We start from the raw sequence: 13518 nt of genomic DNA, 5'->3' as shown, positions 1-13518 counted from the left end.
CTATCGGGTGCGTGAAGCCGTCGCGGAAGACGCGGTACCTCTGTATGAACTGAGCGCCAACGTGGAAGAGGCTCCGCACTGGCCGCTCGCAGCATGGGAGGCGATCTTTCGCGGCGAAGGCGCCGAGCGGATCGTGCTGGTGGCCGTGGCTGAAAACGAAGTGAATTCGAGCGAAGAGATACTTGGCCTCGCCGTGCTCACGTTGGTATCGGACTTTGCCGAACTGGAAAGCATCGCAGTTGCGCCGAAGCGGCAGCGACAGGGAATCGGTGGATCGCTGCTCGTGGCGGGCATCGTGAGCGCCAGCGCGCGGGGTGCGCAGTCGTTGGAACTGGAAGTGCGCGCAAGCAACGAGCGGGCGCGAAAGTTCTATCAGACACGCGGCTTTCGGGAGCAAGGAAGACGAGCTGCGTATTACAGCGATCCGGTGGAAGATGCGGTCCTGATGGAGTTACGTCCACTCAAAGTTTGACCGCATAACCCTCGTTGCTGCAACGCTTCACAGCTATAATCAGGGGATGGTTCGCGACGGTTTGTTGTACGGAATTTCGCTGCTGATTGTTGCAGTGATTGTTGGCGTTTCGACGCACTTCGTAGTGCTCACGGCAATTCCCGTGCTGCTTGCGGCGTTTTTCCTGTGGTTCTTCCGTGATCCGAATCGCACGATTCCTACCGGCCCCGGCATCGTTGTCTCGCCGGCTGACGGCAAGGTAGAAGAAGCGGAGTGGGTCTCGACGACCGCGGGCGATCGCATCCGCATCACTGTCTTCCTGAACGTATTCAACGTGCACGTGAACCGCGTACCTGTCGGTGGAAAGGTCACCCTTGTGGAGTATCGCGAGGGCCTGTTTCTGAACGCGATGAAGTCCGAGTCCGCGGTGCTCAACGAGCAGACCATGATCACAATTGACAACGGCGAATACGAAGTGAGTTTCAAGCAGATCGCTGGCTTGCTCGCACGCCGCATTGTTTGCAACCTCAAGGTAGGGGATGTGGTCGAGCGCGGACAGCGTATGGGGCTGATCAAGTTCGGCTCGCGCACGGACATTCTGCTGCCGGCCAACGCAGAGCTTCGCGTGAAGCCTGGCCAGCATGTGAAGGGTGGCAGCTCGATTCTTGCCGTCATTCCGCAGGAGTCCTCCCACTAATGGCGGACGTCGAGATGACGCCGACAGGGAAGCGCCCGTCGCGCGGCATGTACATCCTGCCGTCGCTGTTCACGGCAGGCAACATCGCTGCGGGCTACTTCGCGCTGATGCAGGCGATTCGCGGCTCCGCGATGCACGACCCCGCGGCCTTCGATCGCTCGGCGCTCGCGATTGCCTTCGCCATCGTCTTCGATGGACTCGATGGTCGCATCGCTCGCATGACGAACACGCAGAGCGACTTCGGCAAAGAGCTGGACTCGCTGGCCGATGTCATCGCATTCGGTGTGGCGCCAAGTGTGTTGGCGTATCTCTGGGGTGTGCATCAGGTGCTTCCGCTGGGCAATCCGTCCAGCGAAGCTCATTTATCGCACTTCGGTATCGTGGTCTGCTTCCTCTTCCTCATCTGTGGCGCATGCCGTCTGGCGCGCTTCAACGTGAGCGTGAATCCGCAACCTCGCAACCCCGGCCGACCTGGGCGAAAGTACTTTGTGGGGATGCCCATCCCTGCGGGAGCAGGATGCGTCGCTGCAGTCGTTCACTTCGAGAACGGCTCGCCGATCTACAGCTTCTGGTGGTCGCTCGTCTGGCTCGTTCTGGTGGCCTGCGTAGGCTTCCTCATGGTCAGCAGCTGGCGATTCTGGAGCGGCAAAGAGATCGATGTCAGCTCCCGCCGTCCGGCACGGTTGCTAATCCTGCTGATGGTCGTACTGGCCGTTTTGTATGAGTGGTCAGAGATCGGCTTGCTTGCGCTGGCGATGACGTATCTGGTGTCCGGAGTCGTTGCGCGTGTGGCCTATTCCTTCGGCAGCAAACCGCAGCCCACAGCGTAAAGAACGAGACAAGAGGAGATTCAATGGCAGCTAAGTTTGCGCGCGCCGTCATCGTGGGGGCAACCACGCCGCTAGGAAAAGAGCTCGCTGAGCAGTTGAACGCGGCGACGCATATGGCCTGGGACCTGGTGTTGCTCGATGGCGATGCCGCCGGTCAGGTGACTGCGGCAGGAGACGAAGCGCTGGTCGTGCAGCCGATCACCGCTGATGGTTTCGACGGCGCAGACATCATCTTCTTCGCCACTGAAAGCTCATTGACGCGCGAGCATTGGAAGGCTGCAGTGGGGAAGGGCGCCGGCATCGTCGACTTGAGCGGTGCGCTGACCGCCGAGGACGGCGCATTACTGCTGACACCGCTCCTCTATAACTCGCTGGATCTCGCGGCGAACGTCACTACGACTGCTCACCCCGCAGCATGGATGCTGGCGCGTACGCTCAGCGGCTTGCCCACGAACGCAGCTGTAACCGCGACAGTTCTGCTGCCAGCGTCGATCCACGGCGCTGCGGCGATGGACGAACTTCACGCGCAAACTGTTGCGCTACTTTCTTTCCAGAGCATGCCCTCAGAGATCTTCGGCGGACAGAGCGCCTTCACCTTACGCGATGCTTTCGGAGAAGGCGCCAAGGCGAACTTCGCTGCGCAGGAACAGCAGGTCAACCTTGACCTTCAACGACTCGGGAAGGCCTTGTCGATTGAACTGCAGGCGGTTCAGGCTCCGGTATTCCACGGCGTTACGGCGTCGCTCTTCATCGACGCGCCGGTGGGCTTCGACCTCGACGCCTGGTTGAAATCGTTGCCGAGTGACGAGATCCAAGTCCTCACGGGTGACGAAGAGGTCTCGAACCAGTCCGCAAACGGCCAGTCCACGATTCTCGTACGCACCAAGCTCGCGACCGGAAGCCGGAAGGGCGTGTGGCTGTGGCTGGCGGCCGATAACCTGCAAGCGGCGGCCAGAAACGCACTCTTCAACGCGGAGAAGCTATTGCAACTCCGTCCGTCGAGTACGGTCCAGTAGCATTGCGCGAACGCAGCCGCTAAGTTCGATTGGCATCAAGCAAATTGGCCGACCTCATCGAGGTCGGCCAATTTCATGGATCTAAATTCTTGGTGCCGGGAGAGGGGGTCGAACCCTCACGAGGTTGCCCTCGGCGGATTTTGAGTCCGCTGCGTCTGCCAGTTCCACCATCCCGGCTTGGGTCGGTACGCTCTTCATTGTATCGCGATTTTTGCGATGAGGCGATCACCATCAGCTCTGCTGGCGATCTCAGAGAGGGGATTCGCCTTCACAAAAGTGATCTGATCCGACAAGAGATCATCGTTGGTTCTCTCTACGCTTGGTTTCAAGCGGCGGTTTCCAGTGTTTACGAACATCATGGAAACGAGTGCTGTACCGCGTTGCCGCTACCACCCATCTATTCAACCGCGTGGAGGTAAGATCGTGTCACACCCAACACCCATCAAGAATGTAGTGCTCGTTCATGGGGCTTTTGCCGATGGATCGAGCTGGTCCAAGGTCATTCCATACCTGCAGGGAAAGGGACTGCGCGTTGTCTCCGTGCAGATTCCGCTAACGTCGTTTGAAGACGACACGGCCGCAACCAAGCGAGCTGTAGAGGCGCAGGACGGCCCCGTGATTCTCGTCGGCCACTCTTACGGTGGTGTAGTGATCACTGAGGTGGGTTGCAGCGATAAGGTTGCCGGTCTCGTGTATATCGCCGCGTTTGCTCCGGACAGCGGGCAGAACATCGTTGAGATCAGCAAGCCCTTTCCTGTGCCGCCGGGCATGAGCACGCTCGCACCGCAGGCTGACGGATTCGTTCTGCTCACTGACGAAGGCGTGAAAGAAAACTTTGCGCAGGACCTGACTGACGCTGAGAAGGAGATCTTGATCGCTGTTCAGCCAATGACGGCGGGCGCGATCTTTGGCGCGAAGGTGATGAAGGCTGCGTGGCATGACAAGCCTACCTGGTACTCCGTTTCGAGCAAAGATCACATGATCGCGCCGGAGCACGAAGAAAGCATGGCGAAGCAGATGAACGCGACGACGATCGTTCTTCCGTCGAGCCACGTTCCTATGCTCTCGCACCCGAAGGAAGTTGCTGAGTTGATCGAGAAGGCAACGACTCTGTCGAAGTAGGCATTCGATCACTTGATGAAACAGGTCACGCCATCATCAGTCGATGATAGCGTGACCTGTTTTGTACTTGCGCTCTTACTTCGAGGGCATAGGCGAGATGCCTTCACAGGTGGAGCAGCCGCCGCGCGCTGGCTTGCCGTCGACGGAAGTGCGGACCCACGCTTCACATGGAATCCCGATGGCGCTCCAAACTTCAGCGTTCCACGCAAGGGTGGCCCGATCAAATAGGAGAGTCTCGCACGCAAAAAGAACGCTCTATCTCTGAGGGATGACTCAGGATAGAGCGTTCTTGTGTTGCGATGATTATGCGAGGTCGAAGCGGTCGAGGTTCATCACCTTCGTCCATACGGAGATGAAGTCATGTACGAACTTCTCCTGCGCGTCCGACGAGGCGTAGACCTCGGCGATTGCACGCAGTTGTGAGTTCGAGCCGAAGATCAAATCGGCACGCATGCCGGTCCACTTCGCCGAGCCTGTAGAGCGATCACGCACCTCGAAGAGGTCGCCGGTTGGCTTCCACTCGTAGTTCATGTCGAGCAGATTGACGAAGAAGTCATTCGAGAGCGACTCCTTGCGATCCGTGAAGACACCATGTTGTGTGCCACCGAAGTTCGTGCCGAGCATGCGCATACCGCCGACAAGAACCGTCATCTCTGGCGCGGTCAACGTCAGCAACTGAGCCTTGTCCACGAGCAGCGCTTCCGGCGCGACGGTGTACGTTCCCTTGAGGTAATTGCGGAAGCCGTCAGCGATCGGCTCCATCACCGCAAAGGACTCCACGTCTGTCTTCTCCTGAGTCGCGTCCGTGCGGCCAGCGGTGAAGGGGACGGTTACTTCGAAGCCAGCATTCTTCGCGGCCTTCTCCACGCCCACGTTGCCTGCAAGGACGATGAGATCGGCAATGGAAATCTTCTTGCCGTCACTCTGCTTCGCGTTGAACTCGCTCTGCACCTTCTCAAGCGCAGAGAGCACCTTGGCAAGCTGCTCGGGCTGGTTGACGGCCCAGCTCTTCTGCGGCTCCAGGCGAATGCGCGCGCCGTTTGCGCCACCGCGCTTATCCGATCCACGGAAGCTGGAAGCGGATGCCCACGCCGTCGTCACGAGTTCCGCAATCGACAGGCCTGATGCGATCACAGCACTTTTCAACGCATCGATGTCTGCATCATCCACAAGCTTGTGATCGAGAGCAGGGATAGGGTCTTGCCAGAGCAGTTCTTCTGCCGGGACCTCTGCGCCGAGATAGAGAACGCGAGGGCCCATGTCGCGGTGGGTCAGCTTGAACCAGGCGCGAGCAAACGCGTCCGCAAACTCTGCGGGATTCTCGTAGTAGCGACGCGAAATCTTTTCGTAGATCGGATCGACGCGCAGCGCGAGATCAGAAGTGAGCATGTGCGGCGTGATCTTCTTCGATGCATCATGCGCATGCGGCACGGTGCCTTCACCGGCTCCGTCCTTCGGCTTCCACTGGTGTGCGCCAGCAGGGCTCTTCGTCAGCTCCCACTCGTACTCGAAGAGGTGCGTGAAGAAGTCATTGCTCCATTGCGTGGGCTTGGTGGTCCAAGTCACCTCGAGACCGCTGGTGATGGTGTCTGCGCCCTTGCCCGTGCCAAACTTGTTGGCCCAACCCATGCCTTGCATTTCGATCGGAGCAGCTTCCGGCTCAGGGCCCACATTATCCGCAGGGCCCGCGCCGTGGGTCTTGCCGAAGGTATGTCCGCCAGCGATAAGCGCTACCGTCTCTTCGTCATTCATAGCCATGCGACCAAAGGTCTCGCGGATGTCACGCGCCGAAGCTGCGGGATCAGGTACACCGTCGGGGCCTTCCGGGTTCACGTAGATAAGGCCCATCTGCACAGCGGCGAGCGGCGTTTCGAGCAAGCGCTCAGCAGTGCCGCCAGCGGTGCGGTCCGTTTCCGTTTGATGGATCTGAGTGTCGGCGGGGAGCGTTGCATGGCCACCCTTGCCGTAGCGATGATCGCCGCCAAGCCACGTTGTTTCGGTGCCCCAATACACATCCTGCGAAGGCTCCCACGTGTCTTTGCGTCCGCCAGCAAAACCGAAGGTCTTGAAGCCCATCGACTCCAGCGCGACGTTACCCGCGAGGACGAGCAGGTCCGCCCACGAGATCTTTTTGCCGTACTTCTGCTTCACCGGCCAGAGGAGGCGGCGACCCTTGTCGACGCTTACGTTGTCGGGCCAGCTGTTGAGAGGAGCAAAACGCTGCTGTCCCTGGCCTGCGCCTCCGCGACCGTCGGCCGTGCGATAGGTGCCTGCGCTATGCCACGCGGTACGAATCATGAGCGGACCATAGTGGCCAAAATCAGCGGGCCACCACTCCTGCGAGGTCGTCAGCGCGGCTTCGATGTCCTTCTTTACCGCAGCAAGGTCAAGGCTCTTGAACGCCTCGGCGTAGTCGAAGTCTTCTCCCATCGGGTCAGAGAGTGAGGAGTGCTGATGCAGAATCTCGAGGTGAAGTCGATTGGGCCACCAATCCTTATTTTGCGTACCTTCTCCGGCGGTGTGATGAAAGGGGCACTTCGCTTGGCTAGACATGCTTTGATCTCCTTGATGCGTTGCGAGAGCGGTTGAGCGTAGCAGGGGAATTCGCTGCGTGAACGCCATCTATACTCCAGCGCCTCTGACTGTAGCACCGGTTTCTGCGATAGCGCCAATATATAATCACCATGTTAGGTATAGATAAAAGCTATGGAGATTCAGCAGCTCAAATACGTTTGTGCCGTCGCGGAAACGGGAAGTTTCAGCAGGGCGGCGGAGCGCTGTAAGGTGGCGCAGCCTTCGCTGTCACAGCAGATTCTAAAGCTGGAAGAAGAGCTGGGCGCGCGGCTGTTTGACCGGCTCGGAAGACGTATTCAGCTCACGGAATCGGGACAGGCTTTTTTGCCGCATGCACGCTCCGTGCTGGCGCAGTTGGAGCAGGCGCGCGCGAGCGTGGAGAGCCAGACCGCGGACCTGCGCGGAAGTGTGACGGTCGGTGTGATCCCCACGATCGCGCCGTATCTGATGCCGGTGTACGCCACGGAGTTTATGCGGCAGTTGCCGGAGGCTCGCCTGCGCATCGTGGAAGAGATGACGCCGCAGCTTGTCGAAGGGCTCCGCGATCTGTCGATCGACGTGGCGATTCTTGCATTGCCGCTGCGACACAAAGACCTCGAGACGTTTTCCCTGCAAACAGAGGCGCTGTATGTGGCCGTGCCCCAGGCGCATACGCTTGCGGCGAAGAAGACGGCGAGCCTGAAGGATCTGCGAGGAGAATCTTTCGTGATGCTGCGCGATGGCCACTGCTTCCGCGACCTCAGCATCGCCGCCTGCACACATGCGCGCATTACTCCGCAGATCGCGTTTGAGAGTGGACAGTTGAGCAGCCTGTTGGCGATGGTGGCGGCGGGCATCGGCATCTCGTTTGTGCCAGCGATGGCCGTCGGCTCGCATCCTGACTGCAGCTACGTCCGCGTGAGTGATCCTCGGGTGTCGCGCACGGTGGTAGCGGCGGTGCTGCGCGGGCGCAGCCTCAATCATGTGCAGAGCGCGTTCCTGGACCAGCTGACGAAGCGGCCGGCGCGCAGGCGCTGATCGAGCATCAGCGCGGCGTCGGCTTTCGGCGAGGCACGGCTACCGCGCGCTCGGGCAAGACCGTAAGTGGACGCCACTTTACGGGTGATGCCAGGACAAGCGACGTCGTCGTCGCGACGTAGGGGACAAGCGAGTCGATGACCTGCTCGAGGTGTTGCGTATCGCGCACGGCAACACGCAGGATGAACGACTCGCCGCCCGTAACGCGGTGGCACTCCATCACTTCCTTGATCTTCTGCACCTGTTGCGCAAAGCGTACGAGCCTTTCGCCAGCGATGGTCACGCGAATGATGGCGGACATCGTGAGGCCAAGCGCTGCGGGATCGATGTGCGCCTTGTAGCCGGTGATCACGCCGGCATCTTCGAGACGACGGACGCGCTCGATCGTGGATGGAGTACTGAGTCCAACCTTCCGCCCGAGTTCTGCGTAGCTCGTGCGTGCGTCTTCTTGAAGCAGCGTGAGAATCTTGCGGTCAATGAGGTCGAGTTCCATACCTCCTTAGGATGTAAGGAAGAAGTCTCGCTGACAAGAAGAAAATGAGGCAAAGCGGGCGTAATAGGAAATGACACGCCTGTATGGGCGAGTTCGTTCTGCTTATCGTTGAAGTATGTTCACCGAGTTGGAAATGCCCGTCACGCCGACCTCCGCGCAAGATATCGAGTTGCCGCAGCGCTTCGAAGCGCTTGAAGGCATGATCGGCCACACACCTCTGCTGCATCTCGAGGTCGGAGTCGATGACGCGACATACAACGTCTTCGTGAAGTGCGAGTGGAAGAACCTGACGGGCAGCATTAAGGACCGCATGGCGCTGCATATCCTGCGCGAAGGCTACCGCAGCGGTGCGTTGAAGCCGGGATTCCGCATCGTCGAGGCGACGAGCGGTAACACAGGGATTTCGTTTTCAGCGCTCGGGCGTGCACTCGGCCACCCGGTCACGATCTTCATGCCCGACTGGATGAGCCAGGAGCGCATCATGCTCATGAAGAGTTTTGGAGCGGATGTTCGCCTGGTGTCGAAGGCGGAAGGTGGCTTCCTCGGCTCGATCGCGATGGCCGAGGCGATGGCAGCCAATGATCCAGAGATCTTTCTGCCGCGTCAGTTTTCGAACGAGGCCAACATTGCCGCGCACCTTTGCGGCACGGGCAAGGAACTCTGCGAGCAGATGGCACGCGTAGGCGGATCGCTGGATGCTTTCGTGGCAGGTGTGGGGACTGGCGGTACGGTGATGGGTGTCGGTGCGGCGCTACGCCGGTGTTTCCCGGAGATTCGCCTGCATCCGCTGGAGCCAGCTGAGTCGCCGACACTGACGACGGGCTGCAAGGTGGGGCAGCATCGCATCCAGGGCATTTCGGATGAGTTCATTCCGTCAATCGTGAAACTCGAGACGCTCGATGCCCCGATCGCGATCAGCGACGCGGAGGCGATCCACATGGCGCAGCGACTCGCGTGCGAAACGGGCATGGGAGTGGGGATCTCGTCGGGCGCGAACCTGTTGGGCGCGGTGCGCGTCGCTATGGGGCTTGGTGCGGGCACGGGCGTTGGTACCGTCTTCGCCGACGACAGCAAGAAGTACCTGAGCACCGACCTGACGCGCGCACAGACGCTTGCCGACGACTGTCTGGCGAAGCGAGTGGAGATCCGCGCCATGCGGGTCTTCGCCTAGGCGGCGATGGATTGGAAGAAGGGAAGTTGGTGGAGGCGGTGGGAGTCGAACCCACGTCCGAAACTACAGTCGATAAAGAGCATTCATGCTTTTCCCAGTTCGCTTTTGTCTCGTAACCAGTGTTTGGAATGGGCAAAGATACACCGGTCACCAGCCTGATCGATCTCATCCTTGGCGCCCAGGCGGAGCACCGCAGACCAGCCTACTGTGCGACGACCAGTACGGGCCCATAGGCGAAGCCCGAGTGATCGGCTACTTATTTAATTAAGCAGCGAGTGCGAATTGAGGTTCGGCACTTGTGTTTTTGTGAGCGATTACGGGTGTCCACACCCCGGCATGCCTCTTTACCGCAAGCAATCCCGTCGAAGCCGTGACGCCCCCACATGGTGGAGCTGGCCCAACATTGCGTTGTGGCTCTCAAAGAACTGAATTCATTATACGCCGGTTCTTCGCCTTGACGTGGAAGCTACAGGGCGATGTGCTCCAGGTCGATCGATTCGAACTCGCCGCGCTCAATGCCTGCACGAATCTGCGCGGCGGAGCGGCCCCTCTTCGTCTCGCGATAGGTGTACGCCGCTTCCTTCATGCAGGTGGAACATTCCGCACCGTGGAGCCCTTCAAAGCAGCTATGCAGACTGTTGTGTCCCATGCCGCGATCGCAGCGGCAGTAGCAAGGCTGTTGGAAGAGAACACCCGGAACCTGCGCCGCCATTTTGTACGCGGTCACCTGGTAGGGATGAGAGAAATAGACACCCGTGAGCTGCTTGCCGCTCAGCACGGGCGGCAGAGGTGCATGAGGCGCCTGGGAGTTGTACGCGGGGATGTCCTTCGCAGGGTCTGAAAACTGGGCCGAAGCCACCAGGCTCGCCGCCATTACCGCCATCAATCCAAGAAACTTCCTCATACGCTGAGTGTAGCTGCGGGGGAGGAGAAACGAAAGTTGCAAGGGGGAGAGAGGTCAAAGTCTGGCCGTAGAAAAAAAGGACGGCATGGACGGTGCTTTGTCCATGCCGGGAGGCCAGTGACGCAACTTGTGTCGAGCGGTAGTGCTCGAAAAGTCTCTCGCTGTAGCAGCGATAATCAAAAGATACCACAAATGGGATTTATGTCCAGCAGAATATTCCGCATTTCATACAAATATTTCATTCGCTCCCAAATTTCTGAAGGAGAGTTCGCGCAATCTGGATGTCGAGGTCGGTGATTCCACCAGCGTCGTGCGTCGAAAGTGACGTGATTACAACGTTATAGCGGATATCGATGTCAGGATGGTGGTTGGCCGTCTCTGCGATCTCTGCTACCTGGTTTACGAATTTGATCGCCGCAGAAAAATCCGGAAATTTCCATTTCCGGGTGAGCTGGCCGTTCTCAAGGCTCCAGCCGGGGAGATTTGCGACGGTCTCGTCGAGGATTTTACCGGTGAGTAGAGTGGGCATGGCTCGTCTCCTGCCGCTTTGGATGCGTAGTCAGAGGCTGACGGAGAAAGCTTTCTTCAGGCGGCGACGGCGCGGCGTACGAGTTCGGCGGCGTGGGTCTGGCGGCCGACTTCCGCGCGAATCGCGGGCCAGGTAGGTCCGGGAAGGGTGAGGAAGGCGTCGATCACGTCGGGGTCGAATTGCGATCCACGGCAGCGCTCGATCTCGCGGTAAGCCTCGTCGAAGCTGCGTCCACGTCGATAGGGACGATCGGAAGTGATGGCGTCGAGCGTGTCGGCGACCGCGAAGATGCGCGCGCCCAGCGGAATTTCGTCGGCGACAAGCGCGCGGGGATATCCGCTGCCGTCGTAACGCTCCTGGTGGGAGAGCACGATTTCGGCTGCTTCGGTGAGGAACGGTATCTTCCGGACGATGCGATAGCCCTGCTCGCAGTGACTGCGCATCACCACCATCTCTTCGTCGCTCAGGCGTCCAGGCTTGAGCAGGATGGAGTCGGGGATCGCGATCTTGCCGATGTCGTGGAGAAAGGCCCCGCGGGCGATCGTCTTGAGCTGCCCGCGATCGAGGTTCATGTGCCGTGCAAGAGCCACGGTGTACGCCGTGACTCGTTTGGAGTGGCCTTCGGTCTCTTCGTCGCGCATGTCGAGCGCATCGCCCATCGCTTCGATGGTGATGTCGTAGGAGCGCTCGAGGTCTTCCATGATCTCTTCAAGCTTGCTGGTCCGGTGGTGGACAAGGCTTTCGAGCTGACGCACGTAGCTGAAGGTCTGCCGGCGGGTGTGCTCCTGCAGGCGAAGGCTCTCGAGCACGTTGCTGGTGAGCGAGTGCGTGAGTGGCTTGAAGAGGATGTCCGCTGCGCCGCGGCGGAAGGCCTGGATTGCAAGATGCGGATGGCGATTCGCCGTCATGATGACGACGGCCACGCCGAAGTGTGCGCGGCGAATGTCATCCAGCAGGCGGAAGCCGCTGCGGTCGGGCAGCGCGGCCTCGGTCAGGACGATGCGGCAGTTCGGGTGGCGGTAAAGATAGCTGAGCGCGGAGGCGGCCGTGTCTGCGACGGCGGTCTCATGGCCGCTGGTGCGGAGCAGCGCGAGCATTTCCAGGCGCGCCTGACCGTCTGGCTCGACGAGCAGGATGTGTTCTCGACTGGGGAAAAGTGCGCTCATGTGCCTGCGTAGACCTCGTAAGAATCGGCGCCAGAGAAGCGCCAACACGGTCTATATCGGCAAAGCCGCGATTCGTTGCGGAGTGTCGCGAAACGGCACAGCCGGCTGAGAATTACTTCGGCTCGAGCTCTTCACGCTTCTTGCGGCGAGCGCTCACCCAGCCTTCTTTGGTCGTTTGGCGTGAGCGCCCCAGTGCGAGCGCATCGGCGGGCACGTCATCTGTAATGCACGAGCCTGCCGCTACGTAAGAGCCGTCACCAAGGGTGACCGGAGCCACGAGCGTGGAGTCGGAGCCGACGAAAACGCCGTTGCCGATGGTGGTCTGGTGCTTGTGCACGCCATCGTAGTTGCAGGTGATCGCGCCCGCGCCGATGTTGACGCCTTCGCCGATGACGGCATCGCCGAGGTAGTTCAGATGGTTAGCCTTCGAGCCCTTGCCGAGCTTCACCTTCTTCGTTTCCACGAAGTTGCCGACGTGCGCCGCGGGGCCGATGTCGCTGCCGGGGCGAAGGTGCGCATAGGGCCCGAGCAGAGCGCCATCGCCGATGATTGAGTCTTCGAGAATGCAGCCGTTGCGCAGCAGGACGTTGTCGCCGATCGTCGAATCTTTCACAACGGAGTATGAGCGGATACGGCTCTCGGTGCCAATGGTCGTTTTGCCGAGGAGCTGCACATACGGCTCGAGGACCGTGTCAGGGCCTACGGTGACGGTGGAGTCGATGACGCAGGTTTCGGGGCGGAAAATCGTGACGCCCTGCGCCATTAGTTTGCGAGCTGTGTCGAGGCGCATCGCTGCGTCCAGATGCATCATCTCGGCGATGGTGTTCGCGCCGAGCACTTCGTCGATGCTGTCGGCGACGGTCGCAACGACCTTCTCTCCATCCGCGACGAGCAGACCTGCAACGTCGGTGAGATAGAGTTCTCCGCTCGCGTTCTTGTCGTTGAGCTGATCGAGCTTTGCGAAGAGCTTCTCGGTTTGGAAGCAGTAGATGCCCGAGTTGATTTCGGCAGAACCTGCATCGCCCTTGGGAAGATCCTTCTGCTCGACGATGCCGAGAACATCCGCTTCGCCAGCGCCTTTGCGGTTTACGCGTCCATAGCCGAAAGGATTGCTGGGGATCGCGGTGAGGATCGTCATCGCGGCGTGATGTTCGCGATGGAATGCGGCGAAGCGCGCCAGGGTTTCGGCTTTGATCAGCGGTACGTCGCCGGAGAGCACCATGATGTTTTCAGGCAATGTTGCGCCGCTGGTGGTGAACCACGCCTTCACCATTTGCAGCGCGTGGCCGGTGCCGCGCTGCTCGGTCTGGTGTACGAACTGGACGCCGGTCGATTCCACGGCGGAGCGAACACGCTCGGCTTCGTGGCCGACGATGCAGAGGATTTCGCTGGCAGGCGCGATCGTTTCCGCAACGGCAATGACGTGCAGCAGCAGGGCGCGGCCGCCAATTTCGTGCAGCACCTTGGGGCGGCGCGACTTCAGTCGCGTTCCTTTTCCTGCGGCCATGATTGCGATGCCGAATCCTGCTTCTGCCATGGTGATCCCTT

Annotated in this window: 13 protein-coding genes, 1 tRNA gene and 1 other RNA gene; 7 read left to right on the top strand and 8 right to left on the bottom strand. The window is 59.9% G+C overall.

Translation table 11 applies throughout. The annotated features are described in order from the left end of the window. Positions 1–7 precede the first annotated feature (7 nt). The 4 genes from OHL11_RS05685 (at position 8) to OHL11_RS05670 (ending at position 2994) form a co-directional block, all read left to right on the top strand. Positions 8–472, top strand: a complete 465-nt coding sequence (locus OHL11_RS05685) for a GNAT family N-acetyltransferase (RefSeq protein ID WP_263370533.1) — start codon at positions 8–10, stop codon at positions 470–472. Between the two features lie 61 nt (positions 473–533). Then, complete coding sequence (locus tag OHL11_RS05680; protein WP_317890625.1) at positions 534–1148, top strand: phosphatidylserine decarboxylase family protein; 615 nt, start codon at positions 534–536, stop codon at positions 1146–1148. Then, on the top strand, positions 1148–1978 hold the full coding sequence (gene pssA / locus OHL11_RS05675) for a CDP-diacylglycerol--serine O-phosphatidyltransferase (protein WP_263370531.1): 831 nt from the start codon (positions 1148–1150) through the stop codon (positions 1976–1978). Before OHL11_RS05680 ends, pssA begins: the two co-directional genes overlap by 1 nt. Before the next feature lie 23 nt (positions 1979–2001). Next, positions 2002–2994, top strand: a complete 993-nt coding sequence (locus tag OHL11_RS05670) for an aspartate-semialdehyde dehydrogenase (protein WP_263370530.1) — start codon at positions 2002–2004, stop codon at positions 2992–2994. Between the two features lie 90 nt (positions 2995–3084). Here OHL11_RS05670 and OHL11_RS05665 read toward each other — a convergent pair. Beyond that, a tRNA-Leu gene (locus OHL11_RS05665) sits at positions 3085–3171 on the bottom strand. A gap of 246 nt (positions 3172–3417) precedes the next feature. On the opposite strand from OHL11_RS05665, the gene OHL11_RS05660 reads away from it, so the two are divergent. After that, positions 3418–4116, top strand: a complete 699-nt coding sequence (locus OHL11_RS05660) for an alpha/beta hydrolase (protein WP_263370529.1) — start codon at positions 3418–3420, stop codon at positions 4114–4116. A gap of 303 nt (positions 4117–4419) precedes the next feature. Here OHL11_RS05660 and katG read toward each other — a convergent pair whose 3' ends face one another. After that, positions 4420–6669: a catalase/peroxidase HPI gene (katG, locus tag OHL11_RS05655; protein WP_263370528.1), complete on the bottom strand. Its 2250-nt coding sequence runs from the start codon at positions 6667–6669 to the stop codon at positions 4420–4422. A 153-nt stretch (positions 6670–6822) separates the two neighbouring features. On the opposite strand from katG, the gene OHL11_RS05650 reads away from it, so the two are divergent. Continuing rightward, positions 6823–7707, top strand: a complete 885-nt coding sequence (locus OHL11_RS05650) for a LysR family transcriptional regulator (protein WP_263370527.1) — start codon at positions 6823–6825, stop codon at positions 7705–7707. A gap of 7 nt (positions 7708–7714) precedes the next feature. On the opposite strand, the gene OHL11_RS05645 is transcribed toward OHL11_RS05650, so the two are convergent. Then, positions 7715–8200: an Lrp/AsnC family transcriptional regulator gene (locus tag OHL11_RS05645; protein ID WP_263370526.1), complete on the bottom strand. Its 486-nt coding sequence runs from the start codon at positions 8198–8200 to the stop codon at positions 7715–7717. A gap of 115 nt (positions 8201–8315) precedes the next feature. Here OHL11_RS05645 and OHL11_RS05640 point away from each other — a divergent pair, with 115 nt between their 5' ends. After that, complete coding sequence (locus tag OHL11_RS05640) at positions 8316–9371, top strand: PLP-dependent cysteine synthase family protein (protein ID WP_263370525.1); 1056 nt, start codon at positions 8316–8318, stop codon at positions 9369–9371. A gap of 27 nt (positions 9372–9398) precedes the next feature. Here OHL11_RS05640 and ssrA read toward each other — a convergent pair. The 5 genes from ssrA to glmU form a co-directional block, all read right to left on the bottom strand. After that, positions 9399–9752: a transfer-messenger RNA gene (gene ssrA / locus OHL11_RS05635) on the bottom strand. Positions 9753–9837: 85 nt separating this feature from the next. Beyond that, a complete protein-coding gene (locus tag OHL11_RS05630) occupies positions 9838–10275 on the bottom strand; it encodes a CYCXC family (seleno)protein (RefSeq protein WP_263370524.1) in 438 nt (145 codons plus the stop codon). A 238-nt stretch (positions 10276–10513) separates the two neighbouring features. Beyond that, on the bottom strand, positions 10514–10804 hold the full coding sequence (locus OHL11_RS05625) for a 4a-hydroxytetrahydrobiopterin dehydratase (RefSeq protein WP_263370523.1): 291 nt from the start codon (positions 10802–10804) through the stop codon (positions 10514–10516). 56 nt (positions 10805–10860) lie between these two features. Further along, positions 10861–11970 (bottom strand): HD-GYP domain-containing protein, encoded by a 1110-nt coding sequence (locus OHL11_RS05620; RefSeq protein WP_263370522.1) that lies wholly within the window; start codon positions 11968–11970, stop codon positions 10861–10863. 112 nt (positions 11971–12082) lie between these two features. Beyond that, positions 12083–13507, bottom strand: coding sequence for a bifunctional UDP-N-acetylglucosamine diphosphorylase/glucosamine-1-phosphate N-acetyltransferase GlmU (glmU, locus tag OHL11_RS05615; protein WP_263370521.1), 1425 nt, complete (start codon positions 13505–13507; stop codon positions 12083–12085). Positions 13508–13518: the final 11 nt, after the last annotated feature.

Origin of the sequence: Granulicella cerasi (genome assembly GCF_025685575.1) — a bacterium.
Classification (GTDB): Bacteria; Acidobacteriota; Terriglobia; order Terriglobales; family Acidobacteriaceae; genus Granulicella; species Granulicella cerasi.
The sequence above is the reverse complement of the archived record's forward strand: the minus strand, read 5'-3'. Positions and strand labels throughout refer to the sequence as shown.

Excerpts from the sequence above, each read along its gene's own strand:
- pssA (WP_263370531.1), top strand. The coding sequence starts at position 1,148 with ATGGCGGACGTCGAGATGACGCCGACAGGGAAGCGCCCGTCGCGCGGC.
- OHL11_RS05670 (WP_263370530.1), top strand. The coding sequence starts at position 2,002 with ATGGCAGCTAAGTTTGCGCGCGCCGTCATCGTGGGGGCAACCACGCCG.
- katG (WP_263370528.1), bottom strand. The coding sequence starts at position 6,669 with ATGTCTAGCCAAGCGAAGTGCCCCTTTCATCACACCGCCGGAGAAGGT.
- OHL11_RS05650 (WP_263370527.1), top strand. The coding sequence starts at position 6,823 with ATGGAGATTCAGCAGCTCAAATACGTTTGTGCCGTCGCGGAAACGGGA.
- OHL11_RS05645 (WP_263370526.1), bottom strand. The coding sequence starts at position 8,200 with ATGGAACTCGACCTCATTGACCGCAAGATTCTCACGCTGCTTCAAGAA.
- OHL11_RS05640 (WP_263370525.1), top strand. The coding sequence starts at position 8,316 with ATGTTCACCGAGTTGGAAATGCCCGTCACGCCGACCTCCGCGCAAGAT.
- OHL11_RS05630 (WP_263370524.1), bottom strand. The coding sequence starts at position 10,275 with ATGAGGAAGTTTCTTGGATTGATGGCGGTAATGGCGGCGAGCCTGGTG.
- OHL11_RS05625 (WP_263370523.1), bottom strand. The coding sequence starts at position 10,804 with ATGCCCACTCTACTCACCGGTAAAATCCTCGACGAGACCGTCGCAAAT.
- OHL11_RS05620 (WP_263370522.1), bottom strand. The coding sequence starts at position 11,970 with ATGAGCGCACTTTTCCCCAGTCGAGAACACATCCTGCTCGTCGAGCCA.
- glmU (WP_263370521.1), bottom strand. The coding sequence starts at position 13,507 with ATGGCAGAAGCAGGATTCGGCATCGCAATCATGGCCGCAGGAAAAGGA.